The sequence below is a fragment of the Nocardiopsis changdeensis genome (assembly GCF_018316655.1).
GTDB classification, from domain to species: domain Bacteria; phylum Actinomycetota; class Actinomycetes; order Streptosporangiales; family Streptosporangiaceae; genus Nocardiopsis; species Nocardiopsis changdeensis.
In genome coordinates, this window is the sequence record NZ_CP074133.1 from 1,641,282 (window position 1) to 1,657,053 (window position 15,772).

Annotated in this window: 17 protein-coding genes and 1 tRNA gene; 14 read left to right on the forward strand and 4 right to left on the reverse strand. The window is 68.2% G+C overall.

Features of this window, described 5'->3' with window-relative positions; translation table 11 throughout:
- Positions 1-472: 472 nt before the first annotated feature.
- The 13 genes from KGD84_RS07635 (at position 473) to KGD84_RS07695 (ending at position 10,995) form a co-directional block, all read left to right on the forward strand.
- Positions 473-1,093: a hypothetical protein gene (locus tag KGD84_RS07635; protein WP_220559559.1), complete on the forward strand. Its 621-nt coding sequence runs from the start codon at positions 473-475 to the stop codon at positions 1,091-1,093.
- 87 nt (positions 1,094-1,180) lie between these two features.
- Positions 1,181-1,819: a hypothetical protein gene (locus KGD84_RS07640; protein WP_220559561.1), complete on the forward strand. Its 639-nt coding sequence runs from the start codon at positions 1,181-1,183 to the stop codon at positions 1,817-1,819.
- Between the two features lie 105 nt (positions 1,820-1,924).
- Positions 1,925-2,602: a hypothetical protein gene (locus tag KGD84_RS07645; RefSeq protein ID WP_220559562.1), complete on the forward strand. Its 678-nt coding sequence runs from the start codon at positions 1,925-1,927 to the stop codon at positions 2,600-2,602.
- A gap of 113 nt (positions 2,603-2,715) precedes the next feature.
- The gene (locus tag KGD84_RS07650; RefSeq protein ID WP_220559563.1) at positions 2,716-3,363 is read left to right on the forward strand and encodes a hypothetical protein; all 648 of its coding nucleotides are present in this window, start codon (positions 2,716-2,718) and stop codon (positions 3,361-3,363) included.
- 101 nt (positions 3,364-3,464) lie between these two features.
- Positions 3,465-4,109: a hypothetical protein gene (locus KGD84_RS07655; protein ID WP_220559564.1), complete on the forward strand. Its 645-nt coding sequence runs from the start codon at positions 3,465-3,467 to the stop codon at positions 4,107-4,109.
- 65 nt (positions 4,110-4,174) lie between these two features.
- The gene (locus KGD84_RS07660; protein WP_220559565.1) at positions 4,175-4,849 is read left to right on the forward strand and encodes a winged helix-turn-helix domain-containing protein; all 675 of its coding nucleotides are present in this window, start codon (positions 4,175-4,177) and stop codon (positions 4,847-4,849) included.
- A 207-nt stretch (positions 4,850-5,056) separates the two neighbouring features.
- On the forward strand, positions 5,057-5,287 hold the full coding sequence (locus tag KGD84_RS07665) for a hypothetical protein (protein WP_255646387.1): 231 nt from the start codon (positions 5,057-5,059) through the stop codon (positions 5,285-5,287).
- A gap of 167 nt (positions 5,288-5,454) precedes the next feature.
- Positions 5,455-6,180 (forward strand): hypothetical protein, encoded by a 726-nt coding sequence (locus KGD84_RS07670; protein ID WP_220559566.1) that lies wholly within the window; start codon positions 5,455-5,457, stop codon positions 6,178-6,180.
- Positions 6,180-7,118, forward strand: coding sequence for a TRM11 family SAM-dependent methyltransferase (locus KGD84_RS07675; protein WP_220559567.1), 939 nt, complete (start codon positions 6,180-6,182; stop codon positions 7,116-7,118). The genes KGD84_RS07670 and KGD84_RS07675 overlap by 1 nt, the downstream gene beginning before the upstream one ends.
- Positions 7,115-7,510, forward strand: a complete 396-nt coding sequence (locus KGD84_RS07680; protein ID WP_220559568.1) for a hypothetical protein — start codon at positions 7,115-7,117, stop codon at positions 7,508-7,510. The genes KGD84_RS07675 and KGD84_RS07680 overlap by 4 nt, the downstream gene beginning before the upstream one ends.
- A 341-nt stretch (positions 7,511-7,851) precedes the next feature.
- Entirely contained in the window at positions 7,852-8,109 is a 258-nt protein-coding gene (locus KGD84_RS07685) for a helix-turn-helix transcriptional regulator (RefSeq protein ID WP_255646388.1), read from the forward strand.
- Between the two features lie 8 nt (positions 8,110-8,117).
- Positions 8,118-9,593 (forward strand): tyrosine-type recombinase/integrase, encoded by a 1,476-nt coding sequence (locus tag KGD84_RS07690; protein ID WP_220559569.1) that lies wholly within the window; start codon positions 8,118-8,120, stop codon positions 9,591-9,593.
- Positions 9,594-9,948: 355 nt separating this feature from the next.
- The gene (locus KGD84_RS07695; protein ID WP_260697196.1) at positions 9,949-10,995 is read left to right on the forward strand and encodes an SIR2 family protein; all 1,047 of its coding nucleotides are present in this window, start codon (positions 9,949-9,951) and stop codon (positions 10,993-10,995) included.
- Between the two features lie 233 nt (positions 10,996-11,228).
- Here the strand turns inward: KGD84_RS07695 and KGD84_RS07700 are convergent, their stop codons facing one another.
- The 3 genes from KGD84_RS07700 to KGD84_RS07710 form a co-directional block, all read right to left on the reverse strand.
- On the reverse strand, positions 11,229-12,866 hold the full coding sequence (locus tag KGD84_RS07700) for a pentapeptide repeat-containing protein (protein WP_220559572.1): 1,638 nt from the start codon (positions 12,864-12,866) through the stop codon (positions 11,229-11,231).
- Between the two features lie 33 nt (positions 12,867-12,899).
- A complete protein-coding gene (locus tag KGD84_RS07705; RefSeq protein WP_220559573.1) occupies positions 12,900-13,109 on the reverse strand; it encodes a hypothetical protein in 210 nt (69 codons plus the stop codon).
- A gap of 349 nt (positions 13,110-13,458) precedes the next feature.
- A tRNA-Arg gene (locus KGD84_RS07710) sits at positions 13,459-13,534 on the reverse strand.
- 457 nt (positions 13,535-13,991) lie between these two features.
- Here KGD84_RS07710 and KGD84_RS07715 point away from each other — a divergent pair.
- Positions 13,992-14,876, forward strand: coding sequence for a cobalamin biosynthesis protein (locus KGD84_RS07715; protein ID WP_220559574.1), 885 nt, complete (start codon positions 13,992-13,994; stop codon positions 14,874-14,876).
- A gap of 66 nt (positions 14,877-14,942) precedes the next feature.
- Here KGD84_RS07715 and KGD84_RS07720 read toward each other — a convergent pair whose 3' ends face one another.
- Entirely contained in the window at positions 14,943-15,461 is a 519-nt protein-coding gene (locus KGD84_RS07720) for a hypothetical protein (protein WP_220559575.1), read from the reverse strand.
- Positions 15,462-15,772: the final 311 nt, after the last annotated feature.

The window sequence follows — 15,772 nt, forward strand, 5'->3', positions numbered from 1 at the left end:
TCGCGAGAAATCTCGCGCCGCGGGTTGACAACCCCGCCGAACCCAAGGTGCTATTGGCGTGCCACCGGGGCGGAACACGGCCCCCGGGGCGGGCGGGAAAACTTTTCCGCGACGCGAGTTAACAAACCCGCTTCACCCAAGGTCACCTAGTGGCCGCCCCGGATAACGGAAACGTTTATCGGGGGTGCGAAAAAAGGTTCGCGGGGCGAGTTGACAAACCCGCGACACCCAAGCGAACCTCGGACCGCCGAACACGGGACACCGGAATGGAAAGGAGGGAACTTCCGTGATTATAAACGGACGCCGCGCAAAAGGACGGACCGTCGGCCGGGCGCCCCCGGCCGGGTGATGCGGCCGACCCGGAGGTTGCCCCCTCCGGACCGGCCCCACCTACAACGACCGTGCCCGCCGAACAGGTGTGGAGCCCAAGGGCGGGCGCGGTTCCCACACAACCAACGAAGTGGAGTGTGCTGTGAGCACGAGTATGCCCTACACGGCGGGGATCACCGTCACCCCCGGCAACATCGACGAGCTGCGCGAGCTGGGAACCGCCGGTTGCCTGGTCTGGGACGAGGGGGCCTGCTGGGTCCTCGCGGTCAGCGGGGACAAGGCCCAGGCCCCCTCCCGCATGATCATCACGGGCCACTGGGGGCTGAAGCACCTGGCCCGGGACCTCAAAGAGCAGGGGCGGCCGGCCACCGATGAAGAGCTCGCCCGGGACCTGACCGACATCGCCAACGACCAGCTCACCGACTGGCCCGGCATCCGCGCGATGAACCTCCAGGTGCAGGAGCTGCGCGAGGCGCTGATCGGACCGCACATCTACCTGGACGCCGCCCCGACCTTCGAGATCCCGGCCGGGGGCCTGCCCCGGATGACGGACTACTACCGGCGCACCCACACCGGCATCACCGCGTGCGTCACGGTCACCTTCGGCTACCTGGAGCCGACCCGGATCACCGTGTGCACGCCGGGCGAGGTCCCCCGGCCGGTCGCGGACCTGACGGTGAGCACCGCGGGCCCCTGCAAGGCCCACCAGGTCCACCGGCTGATCGCCGCCGCGGTCGACGGGGCCCTGGACCTGGACCTGTAGCCACCCGCCGCACCTACCGGGGCCGCCCCTTGCGAGGGGCGGGGGCGGCCCCCTTCTTCCCGAACCACTGCCGAGCCTGTGTTCGGCATGCCCGAAAAGGACCGCATTCTCGTGATCGACCTGAACCTGACCCGTTTGCTGGCCGCCGAGGTCACGCCCGAGGACCTGCTCGCCCTGGCCGGCACCGGCCCCGGTGGGCTGATCATCCCCGACGCCGACAGCAGCGGGTTCACCGTCGCCCGCGCCGAGCACCTGGACTGGAACCGGCGCCGGGTCATCGTCTACGGCTACCGCGACCTGGCCTTGGACCTGGCCCTGCGCCACCGTGACCACGGCGAGGCCGCCGCCGACCTGACCCGCACCGTCCGGGCCGGTCTGCGGGGGTGGGCCGCCCGGACCCGGGAGGCGAGCCCCCTGGTGTGGCGGGTGCGCGGGGACCTGCACCGGCACGGTCTGCACCTCAACGCCCGGCCGCAGTTCAGCACCACCGAGGACGGCGGGGCGCGTATCGACGACACCTTCACCTGGCGCGCGGACCGCCGGATCGCCGTCACCCTGTGCACCGTCCAGCGCCAGCCGCACAGCCTGATGGCGGCCCTGGACCTGTACTGCGGGGGCCACCACGTGACCGGCTGGTCCGAGCGCATCACCCGCACCAGCGGCGTGCCCCGGTTCGCCCACCTGGCGGGGGACCGGGCCCGGCTGCACCTGGACCTGCGCGACTAACCCGCCCCCGGGGCCGCCCCCGTAAAGGGGCGGGGCGGCCCCACCCCGAGACCCGTTACCCGCGCCGGGCCCGGTGTTCGGCGCGCCCACAGAAAGGCACACTCCGTGTACGACAAGGCACCCGAAGTGGCGATCTCCGACTGGTTCACCCATGCCCGCATCACCTCGGGCATGTTGCGCACCCTGGACAGGATCGGCCCCGGCGGCGTGATCATCGCCGACCTTTACCGGCGCGACTTCCGGGCCACCCACGCCCGCACCCTGGACCCCGGCCGGATGCACACCTACCTCATCGTGTATGGCCACCACGACCTGACCCACGACCTTCCCGCGTTCCGCCGGGACTACGGGGACCGGTTCTGGGAGGAGCTGGTCGCGGCGGTGGACTGCACCGCCTTCGACTGCATGGACGACCAGCTCGACGACATCGCCGCCACGGGGCTCGTTGTGACCCGGATGCGCCAGCACATGCACAAGCTCGGGTTCGACCTCACCTCGGTTCCGCGCTACCGGGACCACAACGCTGCCGAGGCGGGCGGGGCGGTGTTCATCCGCCGGGTCGTCACCGACCGGTACGCCTACCGGGCCGCCCCGCACATCACGGTCACCGTCAAGAGCCCGGTGGACGAAAGGACCGGTGGCATGGCCCTGGTCAAGATCTCCGACAGCGACCGCCACGTGACCGGATGGCCCGCCCTGATGCGCACCCAGTTCTCCTCCGGGCCCTGCGCCCACCGCGTGCACCGGGCGGTCCAGGCCCACCTGGCCCGCACCCGCGCCTGACACCCCCGGGGCCGCCCCGCCAACGGGGCGGGGCGGCCCCGGACACCCGGCCCGCACCTGCGGCCGCACACCGCGGCCTGACACCCGACACCACCTCACGGAAGGCACCTGCAATGGCCATTGCCGTCACTCCCGAAGGACTGCGCGCCTGGTTCGCGAAAGCGCGTATCACCCCCGACATGCTCCGCAAGGTGCACGATCTGGGCCCCACCGGCTTGATCACCGCCGACATGTTCCGACGTACCTACCAGGCCTCCTCGTCAGCGACCCTCGCCCTGAACGGCAACCAGAGCGAGGTGATCGTTTACGACCACGACACGGTCACCACCGACCTGCGCCAGGCCGGAGCAGGGGCCCACGATGCCGAGCCCGCCTGGCTCCTGGCCTCCGATCAGGCCACCACCGCGGTCCGGGCGAGCACCGAGGACTGGCTCCCGTTCATCTTCATCAGCCCGCTGGCCTGGCGGATGCGCCGCACCATGCGCAGCCACGGGGGGTTCGAGCTCGCCGCCCGGCCCACCGTCACCCCCGACGACACCCTGGTGGACACCTACATCCACGCCGACGCCCCCGACCTGCGCATCACCCTGGCCATGCCCGCCTTCACCGACGGGGCGGTGGAGTGCGAGGCCACGATTCTGGACCGGCACAAAGCGCCTGCCGGGGGTGCCTCCGGTCACCTGTGCCACGGCTGCGGAGCCGAGGAAGCCGCTGCCGGTCTGCGCGACATGGTCAAGGACATCGCCGCCGAAGAGGCCTGACCTCCCCGGGCCGCCCCGCCAACGGGGCGGCCCCGGACACCCGAACCGCTACCCGCGCGCCGCACCCGGTGTTCGGCGCGCCTGCACGAAGGGAACCTCTGGTGACCGTTCACCCCTACCGGCCGATGTCAGCCCGGTTCGCCGACCAGCACCTCACGGAACCGCTGCTGCGTGCCCTGGACCGCACCGGGCCCGGCGGGTTGATCATCGCCGACCCGGCCAGCGGCGAGTACCGCCTCACCCACGCCCGCTACCTCACCACCCGGAACCGGGAGGTGATCGTCTACGGACTCGGTGACCTGCACCACGGCCTGGAAACCTACAGCCTCATCCTGCCCCGGGAGCGGGTGTGGCCGAGCGTCACCAACGCAGCCGACCAGCTCGCCCACGCCTGCCTGGCCCAGGACCCCTGGGAGCCGGTCCGGCCCCGGCCCCGCACCGCCCTGGCCGCCCTGCGCCGCGCCATGCACCGGGACGGGTTCGCGCTGCTGCGCCGCCCGCTGTTTCACGACCGGGGCGAGGTGGGGCGGCTGGACGATGTCTACCTCGACACCCGGGACCCGGCCACCGTGGTCACGGTCGCCACCCCCTACCCCGACCCCGACATGCCCGACGGGGCGGTCTTCACCTGGGTCACCCGCCGCGGCTCCTACCTGACCGGCTGGCACACCCCCGCCTCGCAGCGGCACGCCCTGCCCGAAGTGATCCGCGCCCGGGTACACGCCCACCTGGCCTGCGACACCTGACCCCGGACCGCCCTGCACCGGGGCCCTACAGACACCACCGACCGCACGAAAGGACCACGTTCACCATGACCACCACCACGACCGCCACCGCGCCGCGCCGCTCGGCCGAGCACACCCGCGCCCTGATCCTGGCCACCCTCACCGAGGCACCCGAGCCCGTCACGGTTGCCGCGCTGGCGGAGGAGACCGGGCTGGGCGCCTCCACCCTGGCCAAGCACCTCAATACGCTGGAGGAGGAGAAGAAGACGGTGCGCACCCCGGGCGGGCGCCAGGGGAACAAGCGCCTGCCCGACACCTGGCATGCCACCCCCGCACCGGAGCCCGCCTCCCCGCAGGAGACCACCGAGCTCGCCCCGGCCACCACGCCCAAGCAGAAGAACCCGGCGCCCTCCCCGGAGGAGAGGAACGAGACCGGCACCGTTTCGGGTACCGGCGAGCGGCCTCGCACGGCTCCGGCCGCCGAACCCGCCACCTCGAAGGCGGCGTTCATCGAGGTCGGCGCCCCCAACCCGGTCAGCGGATCCCCCAGGCTGGCCCCCGGCGAGCTGAAGGTGATGGTCAAGGCCCTCCTGGACGCCTCCCCCAAGGAGGAGTTCACCGCGACCGAGATCAGCCACCTCCTGGCCGGCCGGTCCATCGGCGCGATCCAGAACAACCTCGCCCGCCTGGCCAAGGAGGGACGCGCGGCACAGACCGGCGACAAGCCCCGCCGCTACCGCTCCGCCAAGTCCGGCAACTGACCGCACCACCCCGGGGGTGTGGGCCCGAACCAGCCCACACCCCCACCCCATGAATACCCCTGGGAGGTATAGAACCGTGTTCATCATGAACCCCTACTGGGACCCCTGCCCCGGATGGGGAACCGCCCTGCTCCTGGCCGGAACGTGTGTCCTGGTCACCCTCGCCGGAACCGTGGCCCGCACCGCCCGGCTCCTGGACCGCTACACGTGCAGGGCGACTGGCCCGGCATGGTCCACCACTCCGAACGCGGACCCGGCACCGTGTGCGGGCACTGCGGGCACCACCTGACCGCGCACGACCGCGCCACCGGCCGCTGCTGCCACGGCCTGCCCCTGGACCGGCTCGCCGCCATCATCGCCCTGCCGATGCCGCTGGCCCTGCGCGGCATCGTGCAGCAGGCGGGCTGCCCCTGCCGGATCGAACACCGGCGCACCTGACCCGCACCGCCCGACTGGCTGAAGCCCCGGGACCCGCACCAGCACGAACGGCTGGTACGGGTCCCGGGGCTTCAGCTTTCTTTGAGCTTTTCCCGGGCCGGTGTCGTATCGGCTGCGGGGGTGTCTTTTTAAGGGGTCATCAGGGCGAGCAGAAAGAGGTGCACCTGATGACACACGCACACGAGCCGACGAGGTCGGGTAGGCCGCCGCTGGCGGTGTGGGCCTGCGGCACCCACGACCACGACCCCGACGAGTACCTCGTTCCGGCCCGGTTGGCCGAGCGGCTGGTGGCCGAGTACACCCGCCCCGGGCAGGCGGTCGCGGACCTGACCGGAACCGGGATGGTCACCAACGCGGCTCTCCAGTCGGAGCGGACCACCTCGCCCGCCACTACCGGCGACGGTACGGAGGAGGTGGGGTGGGCCGACCTGGCCGTCCTGCACGTTCCCGTCCCCTCCGACCGGATGCGACCCGAGGGCGCGTCGGTACGGGCGCGGTTGGTGTTCGCCGCGACCGTGACCCGCCCCGGCGGGATCGTCGCGGTGATCACCGGCCTGGACCACACCCGCGCGGGTGCCTTGGTCGATCCGGCCCCGACGGTGGTACGGTCCGCCGCCTGCGCGGACCTGGTCTACCTCCAGCACGTCATCGCGTTGACGGTGCCGATCTGCCTGGGCGGGCTCGGTGCCACCGTCCCCGTGCGTGACCGGGACGACTCCGGTTTGGGCTGGTGGGAGGACGATCCCGAAGTGGAGGAAGCGGGGTTGGCGCCGTCGGTGGCCGAGGCCGCGGTGACCATCACCTCGCCCGCCCACCTCAACGTGTCGGTGTTCCGGCTGCGCAGGTTGGCGCACCGCACCGACGCCGGCCGCACCGGGGAGGTGGCGGCCTGATGCTCCATGAGAACACCGATCCCGCCATTTCCCCGGACCTGTGCGTGTCCACGTCGGGGCTCTCGGTGTGGGAGACCGGCCAGCAGCAGGCCGCTCGCCAAAGGGGTAACCGCTACTCGCGGCTGTCGCTGGAGCACCCCGCGCGGATGCTCCCGGCCATCGCCGCCCACGCCATCGCGACCTACACCCGCCCGGGGGATGTGGTGCTGGACCCGATGTGCGGGATCGGCACCACCCTGGTCGAGGCCGCCCACCAGGGCCGCCAGGCGGTCGGCATCGAGCTGGAGCCCAAATGGGCGTCCATCGCCCGGCTGAACCTGGAGACCGCCACGGTGCAGGGCGCTTCGGGGTCGGGTGAGGTGCACACCGGCGACGCCGCCGAGGTCGCTACCCGCTTGGCCCAGGTCGGGCTTGCGGGGCGGGTGCGGCTGGTGATCACCTCCCCGCCCTACGGGTCGATGACCCACGGCCAGGTGCGCTCCCGGAGGGACGGGGCGGACGCGGTGGAGAAGACCGCTTACACCTACTCCCGGGACCGCGACCGGAGGGCGGCGAACCTCGCCTACCAGCGCCCGGAGAAGCTGGCCGGCTCCTTCGCCCGGATCATGGCCGCCTGCCGCGAGCTGCTCACCCCCGGCGGGATCGTGGTGGTCACCACCCGCCCTTACCGGAAGGGCGGGGAGCTCGTCGATTTCCCCGGGCAGATCACCCACGCGTGCCAGGAAGCGGGGCTGGTGCAGGTCGACCGGTGCGCAGCCTTGTTGTGCGCGGTCCGTGACGGCGAGGTGGTGGGACGGACCTCGTTCTTCCAGCTCGTAGAGGCCCGCAGGCTCCGCAAGGGAGGTGTGCCGGTGCACGTGGTCCAGCACGAGGATGCCCTGGTCTTCACCAACCCCGCACCGCGACAGAGCGTCGAGCGGGAGGTGCGGGCTGCATGAACACCACCGGCCACGACCAGCCCGCCGAACCCGAGACGGGACAGACCAGCATGCCGTTCACCGACACCGCCGGGCCCGCGCTGCGGTCCCGGATCATCGCCGACCTGCGCGCGCTGGCGGACTTCCTGGCGGAAAACCCGGAGCTGCCCGTCAGCCAGCACACCACGTTGGACGTGACCTACTTCCCGCACACCGCCACCGATGAGGAGGCGTTCGACGAGGTCGCCCATGTCGGGGCGCTGTTGAAGCGGATTCCGGCGTGGGAGGGCGACCACTACGTGGTCGAACACTCCTGCGGGGCGGCCCGGTACCGGGCGGTGGCCATCCCGGAGCGGGTCAGGGCCGCCCACCGGGCCTGGGTCACGTACACCGGGCACGTCCGCCCCGACTGACCGGCGGACGGGTAGGGCGGTCGGGGCCGTGTGGGGCGCCGTGGTGCCCCACACGGCCCCGGACACCCGACATCGGCCCCACGCGGGTAGCTGGTGGGGTCAGGGGCCGACATGGCGGCTGCGGGGCCGCTTCCACGGGCTCGGGCATATCGCCGATGTTCGTGCGTGCTTGCCAGGTGGAGCGTGGGTCCGGTGGGTGTTTCGGCGAATCCGCTTGCATTGCTCGGCGAGGTCGAGCGTGGATACGTGGTGCCCCGCTGCCGGCGGGGCCACGCACTGTGTTCGTGCAGTTCAGAGGTGGTGAGGAGGTGGGTGAAGTGAGGTCAGGTACTCCGGTTACCTTGGCCGAGGTCGCCATGCTGCCGGTGGCGCTGGATCCGGTGACGGCCGGTCGGATGCTCGGCCTGGGCCGGACCACCGTCTACCGGCTGCTCCGCGAGGAGGCCTTCCCGGTTCCGGTTCGGAGGGTGGGCCGTAGCTGGGTGGTGCCGACCTCCGGGGTGCTGACCTTTCTCGGTTTGGACACCCCGACCACTTCCATTGCCACCGGCGGTGGGTGCGGGTGCGGTGCGCGTGCGAACACCACGGAAGAAGGGTGAGGGCATCGATGAGCGCGTACGAGGGGTCGGTGTTCAAACGGTGCGGATGCCGCAACGAGGACAGCGGTCGGGCGTTGGGGGTGAAGTGCCCGCGGCTGCGTCGGGAGGACGGGGCGTGGAACCCCAGGCACGGGAACTGGTGGTTCCAGCTCGAACTCCCGCGCACCGGTGAGGGCAAGCGCCGCCAGGCCCGCCGGGGCGGTCTGGCCTCTCAGGAGCAGGCCCGGGGACAGCTCGACCACGTGAAAGCGCTGCTGGCCCTGGCTGAGGGCGAGCAGGATCTTGAAGTCCAGGTCGCGGACCTGATCCAGACCGCGCTCAAGGGTCGTCGGCCTCTGCCCGAGGTTGAGGAGGTCCGTAAACGCATCGGCGCGGGGACAGACATCCGGCGCGAGCCGCCGCTGGTGGAGGAGTGGTTGCGCCAGTGGCTGGACGGCAAGCCCGATCTCGCGGAGGGCACCCGGGCTTCCTATGACGGGCACATCCGCAAATACCTGACCCCCCACTTGGGGAAGATCCGGGTGGATCGGCTCCAAGCGCGTCATGTGGAGGCGATGTTCGCGGTAGTGGAGGAGGAGAACGTGCACATCCTGGAGTGCCGCGAATCCGAGGACCCAGAGGTGAAGAGGTCGGTGCGGGGGCGGCGGGTGATCTCGCTGTCCACGAAGCACCGTATCCGGGCCACGTTGCGCAGCGCGTTGTCGGACGCGGTCCGCTCCCCGGACCTACCGGTGTCGGTGAACATCGCCTCGCACGTGCGCCTTCCCTCCTGCCCGAGGAAGCGGCCCCTGGTGTGGACCGCCGACCGGGTCCGTCAGTGGGAGAAGGACGGGACGGTGCCGGGGGAGGTGATGGTCTGGACACCCGAGCAGACCCGTACCTTCCTGGCCCATGCGAGGAGGTACACGTGGCTGCATCCTCTGTTCCACCTCATCGCCGCCAAGGGACTGCGCCGGGGTGAGGCGGTGGGGTTGCCGTGGGCGAACACCCGGCTGCTGGACGGCCAGATCGACATCCGCGTCCAGGTGGTGCAACTGGCGTGGGAGACGATCACCTCGACCCCCAAGAGCGCGGCGGGCCAGCGCACCATCACCCTGGACGCCGACACCATCAAAGTGCTGCGGGGGTGGAAGAGGTTCCAGAATGAACAGCGCCTCGCAGCTGGGGCCTCCTGGGCGAACACCGGGTTGGTGTTCACCTGTCAGGACGGGTCGGGGTGGCATCCGGGTCAGGTCAGTGACTGGTTCTGCCGCATCGCCAAAGCCGCCGAACTCCCGCCGATCACCTTGCACGGGCTCCGCCACGGGGCGGCCTCGCTCGCGCTGGCGGCGGGTACGGACGTGAAGGTGGTCTCCTCCGAGCTTGGCCACGCCACGACCCATTTCACCCAGGATACCTACCAGTCGGTGTACCCCGACGTGGCCAAGGCGGCGGCCGAGGCGACTGCCGCGCTGCTGCGCGGTACCCCGGTCTCGGCCGGATAGCGGGACGGGGAAGCACACCAGGAACGATTGAACACCCCGGGCCCCGGGCCGTGCGGCGGGTTCACCCCGCCTGGCCTGGGGCTTCCTCGTGGGTGGAGGTGGCTGGCCATCGGATCAAAGGTCCGATTGATTGCGATGACTTCGTAATTTTTGCAAAGAGTTACGCCAGGCTGGATTTTTGAGTCCACCTGGAGTGCGGGAAGACAATTTTGACAATCGAGAGGAATCTTTTAGGGATTTCTTGTTATTCTCTAATCGCACCCTGCGGAATGTACTATTAGATTAGTCGGGAGTGAGATTTATGAGCATAGCTGTATTGACAGGGAACGGTGTGTCTGTGTGTGATAATCCTGATATGTCAACGGACAGTCTTACGCGGGCTCTGGTGAGAAGATTCACTGACGTTGGGGAAGGTGGCGTGGAAGATTCTTTAAGTCAATTCCGTGACTTCGTGGGATCTTTCGAAGATCTTCTAGGTCCGCTTGACGTGGCGGCTAGCGGCATATCTGCCGCTTCGCCGCTAATCGGGGTCATTGGGGAGAATTTTTTTGACGAGGAAGTATTGCAGGGGGTGGTGAAATCAGAAGGATACCTTAGAGATATATATAACATTGGTGTGGCGATAACTTTGGATGAGATTCAACGTCGGGCGGTCAATTTTGAGTGTACTAGGGAGCTTGCTGAGAAGGTTCACGCTCTTGCTAAAAAGAACGGAGAAAAGTGCTACTTTGGGACACTCAATTATGACGGATTGGTCTACGCATCTAACATCGAAACATCATGGATCGATAAATGTGACTTGGCTCACGGACGACGTGAGGTAGAGGGGGTCGTGGTTGAGGGGGCTAGGCCTGCTTGCGGTTGGCTCCTGAGGGAGGTTGGTGATTTTCCAGAGGATCGGGATTTCATTTTCCTTGAGTTGCACGGCTCCATCGCTTGGCTCAAATGTCCTGGATGCTCCAAAGTAGTTCGATTTCCAGCAAGTGAGCTTAGGGATATTGACTATTGGATTGGGCTTTGCAATCGACTTTCCTTGTGGCAGCCTCAAGTTATTCTAACCAGTAAGTACGAGAAGCTCAATCGAATGAGGGTGGATCCGTTCAGCTTGGCCTACAATGAATTCATTAGAGGCGTAGCAAGGTCCAATTCTCTTCTCGTTGCGGGTTATGGATTTGGCGATATTGGCATCAATGAAATAATTGCAGACGCGCTTCGATTTGAAACTCAAGTCCTAATTTCCACTATTGAAAGCGGGCCTTCTGATTGGGATATCTTTCAGAGTCTTGGGGTTGGAGAAGGAGGGCTTCGGAGATATCTCGATATATGTCGGTGTGGTCTCCCTGGCGCTCTTTCCTGTGAGCATTGGGATCGCTGGAGGGATGCGGTAGTTTCTTGGCGCTGAAGAATTATTGGTTGGCGTGAATGCTTTCTGGGGCCTGTTGGGCATGATGGCGTTGCCTGGCTGAAGGGAATACCTGGTCAGTCGTCGGGTTTTCGCAGGTTGTGAGAACATTGTCCAGTACCACGTATCCGTTTTCAGATTTTCGAAACCTGCACCACGACTAGGAGGCGGTGTTGCTGCTGCACCTCGCTTAGTCGGTGGATCAGTCTCCTCAGAGAAAGCAGTGTACATTCTCACGGCCCGTTCCCGTCCTCGTTTCCAGAATTGGGATCGTTCCCCTCCGCAGTTGCTGCAGGGGATCCCTGGAAAGGTTTCCCGTACCACTTCAGAGGCAACGGGGTCGTGTTGAGAGGAGCCTCTCGGGCTGCCTTCACGATCCCCATGGGGGCAGGGCCTGCGGCCCACGTCGTTGAGTTTCTGTTCTCATGAACCTCGACGAATGTCACACGGCTTCCGCTCAGGACCACTCCGGTGAAGTCCACGTTTGGGTCACCGAAGACTAGCGGGGCGAACTTCGCCTCTCCGCCTTCGAACCTGGCAGCGTTGAAGGTCACGTAGGCGCCCTTGAACTTGGCCCGGGTGAAGCCCAGCATGCCAGCGGCGATGGTGGCGGCGTCGAAGGTCACTTCGCCTGATTCGAACCAGGCGTAGTTGAAGAGCATTCGGCCTCCGTTGATGCTCACATGGGTGAAGTTCACCTCGATACCCTCGAACTTGCTGTGGGCGAAGATGGCCTCGCCTCCCAAGACTCGCATGCCGCTGAAGGACACGACCCCCTCTTGGAAGAGGGCATGGCTGAAGTCGACTTGGCCGCTGCTGATTTGGGCTCCGTTGAACTCCACCCCGGCGCCGACGAATCTGGCGTGGGTGAAATCGACGACGGCGCCCCGGAAGCGGACGTCGTTCAGGTCCACGATGCCGCCGGTGAACCCGGCTCTGCGGAAACTCAGCCTGCCACCGGTGAAGTGGGCGCCGTGGAAATCGCCGCCGTCGAAGTCCACCCCGCTGAAGTCGTAGTCCTTGCCGCGCCAGCGGCTGTCGCCTCGTTCTCTCAGGCGGTTACCGATGACACGGACGATGGCGTGTCGCACTTCGCGAAACGCCTCGTACTCCAGGGTGTTCTTACGGTGCTCAGCCTCTTGCTGCGGGGTGGTCTGCTCTGGGAGGGGGGTCGGGGCGGTCTGGAAGGGGATGCGCAGGTAGGCGCACAGCACGTCAATGACCATCTGCACCAGGTCCTCGCGCCCCGCCGGGGCTTCGTCGGCCAGGTGCGCCAAGGCGTGTACCCCGCCGAGTCGCACAGCGGGCTGAGCGTCTCCGAGCTGTCCCACGGCCGTGGTGAACCGCTCGGTGAACAGTTTGGTGTTCTCGCGCTGCTCGCCGTTTTCGGTGGTGTGCTGGCGCCGGTAGGCGATCACCAGGAAAGCCACGGCTCCCAGGCCGGTCACGATCGCGAAGGCGCGGGTGATGATCGCTCCTAGCTGTCGCGGTTCCAGCTCCGTTGGGAAGACGATCCTGGGTGCTCCCATGAACCACCATGTCCCCGCGATGATGAGAAAGACCATGCAGGCCACCATCAGCCACGCGGTCGCGATCACCGCGCCCAAGTTCTTCTCTTCGAGGTGTTCACGGAGCTTCAGGGTTGTCTTCAGAAGCAGTGCGCTAACGATCAGGACCGCCCCGATGGTGCCCCAGACAACATTGACCGCGTGAGGCAAAGCCCAAAGGCCGGCCCAGGTTTGTGGGATGAACTGTGTGCTAGCTAGCAGGAGCAGGGCCGTGCCCGCTCCGAGGGCAGTGGGGCGCCAGTGTTTGCGCATCCAGCCGACCAGGGCATCGATGCCAGAGAATATGTTGCTCAGGTCCCACACTCCTACTGTTGAACACCTGCGGTACCAACGTTGTCAGGACCGCTCGGGCGTCTGCTGGACGACACTGGCGCTGCGGATCGCGAGTTCAGGCCGGTGGAATGACTCTCGGGTATTTTGCCCGAGGGCTGCGGCGCTGACGGGATCCTCGGTCGGTTTCGTCTCAAAGCCAGTATCAAGGCGCTCGCCGACACCAGCCTGGTCTCGGTCGGCCTCTCGCTGGCGGAGTTCGAGGATCACTTCCATCAGCGGGATTCGGTGTCATCGGATAGTCGCGTGCGAACCCCTGCCGATAAGGGGTTCTCGGTTGAAACGGCTGTATGCGGCCTGCCGAGCCCGTGGGGCGCACAGGGACCCGGGCGTTGAACTGGGCCGCGTGGCGGCGTTGGGTGGGCTGTGGGGGCGCTGGTGGGCGGGCGCTGGGGTAGCCGGGGCGGAACCGCCAGGGTCACGGGGTGGCAAAATGCTCCGCGAGGTCCTCACCCGGGTGTACGCGACCTTGTACTGGGGAGCACGCATGGAGCACTTGGGGGCTTAGAACGCGGCGAGGACCTCTTGCGAGGTCCTCGGAAACCCCCTCTGACCTGGGGTTTTGTGGCGCACCCGGCAGGATTCGAACCTGCGGCCATCGGATTAGAAGTCCGGTGCTCTATCCACTGAGCTACGGGTGCTCGGTTCAATTGTGGCCCGCGGTGGCGGGTCGTGACCACGTTGTGACCCAGGGTGCGGTCGGGGTGGCCTGCGACCGGGCGGTCCGCCCGTGTCATGGTGTCCCGGGCAGACATTCTAGGGTATTTGGAAGATCTCGCCCACAGGTGGGCAAAGCCTCATCAACTACGGTGATTCGTGGTTGACACTCGTTACCGCGCGTGTTCCGTCAAACCGGTCGCTATGGGCCCCGTGCACCACGTTACCGGTGATTAACTCCGGGTGTGCTGCACCCCCGCTGGTGTTTCGTGAACTCCTCGCGCCCCGGCGTCAGAAGTGCCACCACTGGCCGATGAGCACGGCCAGCCAGGTCAGGATGAACATGGGTGCCCTCTGAAGTCCGTCACTCTAAGTACACAGATTATTACTCTGAGTAATCAAGCGGGGCGTGTCAGGACCCGGAGTCGCTACCGTGGTGCGGTGCGATCACGAGGAATGGCGGCGGGCTACCTGCTGGACATGCTGGTGCGGGACCCCCGGAGGGGGCATCCCGTGGCGGTGTTCGGCCGGGCCGCGGGGTGGTGGGAGCGGCGCGTGTACCGGGACTCGGCGGTCGCCGGGGCGATGTTCGCCGCCGGGGCCGTCCTGCCCGCCGTGGGGCTGGGGCGGCTCGCCGAGCGGGGCGGGGAGGCGGCGACCGCCGCGGTCACCTGGGCGGTGCTGGGCGGGACCATGCTGTGCCGGGAGGCGGAGGGCGTGGCCCGGGCCCTGGAGGACGGGGACGTGGAGCTGGCCCGCGAGCTGCTGCCGCGGCTGTGCGGCCGCGACCCGAGCGGGCTGGGGGAGCAGGAGATCGCGCGGGCCGTGGTGGAGTCGGTCGCCGAGAACACCTCCGACGCCGTGGTCGGCCCCCTGGTCTGGGGTGCCCTGGGCGGGGCCGCCGGGCTGGCCGGCTTCCGGGCCGTGAACACGCTGGACGCCATGGTCGGTCACCGGAACGCGCGGTACCGCAGGTTCGGCGCGCCCGCTGCGAGGCTGGACGACCTGGCCGGCTGGGCGCCCGCGCGGCTCACCGCGCTGCTGGCGGTCGCCGCCGCGCCGCTGGTGGGCGGGAACGCGGGCGAGGCGTGGCGGGTGTGGCGCCGCTACGGGGACCGGCACCCGAGCCCGAACGCGGGTCAGTGCGAGGCCGCCTTCGCCGGCGCCCTGGGCGTGTCCCTGGGCGGGGCGAACGTCTACGGGGACCGCGAGGAGCGGCGGCCGAGCATGGGCGAGGGACCGCCGCCCCGGGTCGCGGACATCCGCCGGGCGGTCCGGCTGTCCCGGGCCGTGGGCGCGGGAGCGCTCGCGGTGGCCGCCCTGTGAACGCCGCCCCGGGGCCCCGGCGGGACCGGACCGGCCGGCCCCGCTCGCTCGGGGGCGGGGCCGGGGTCAGGCGGCGAGGCTGCGGGCGTAGTTGACCTGCTGGTTGATCTGCGCCGACAGGCCGCGGTGCGAGGCCGGGATGGAGGCCGCGTGGTAGTGGCCGTGCCCCTGCACGGTGACCTGGATGTGCCCGCTGGTCTTCTCCTCCTTGACCAGCAGGAAGAGCAGGCCGAGCAGACAGGTCCACCAGAACACGAGGATCGCCACGATGACGGCCCAGACCGGGGTGCTGCGCTCGGTGCGGGTCATGTCGGTGACGGTCCACACCGTCCCCCGGATCGGGAAGCGCCCGCCGGGGGTGATGACGGTGTTCTGGGTGATGGCGATGTCCCCGATGGTGCTGAGCACGGGCTCGTTCGCCCCACCGGGCGTCGGTCCGGCGGGGACGGGGGCGTAGCCGCCGGTGGGGGCCCCGTAGGGCTCGATCGCCCCGTACCCGTCGGCGGGGTTCCAGGCCGACGGGTCGGGCTGCTGCTGGTTCTGCTGCTGCCAGGGGTCGCCGTCGGGGGAAGGGTAAGGGTTCATGGGCCGATTGTGTCAAAGCGCGGGGGCCCGGGGAACGCGATCCCGGGCACGACCTCGGCCGAGAGGGCTTCGGGGCCGTGGCCGGATGTGGCCACTCCCGCGGCGCCGGGGACCGTTCGTGACGGCTCCCGTTCGCTGCGTGCCGGAGCGTTCCCGCTGGATGTGGTGTGGGTCACTCTAAACATGCCACTTCCCGCGGGCGGGCGGAGGGGGTGGGAGCAGGCCCGGACGCTAAACGTGAAACTCTTTCGCGATTTACTTACCCGTACGTAACATGCCGCTGAACCATCGCCCGCACCCCCAGGTGGTGA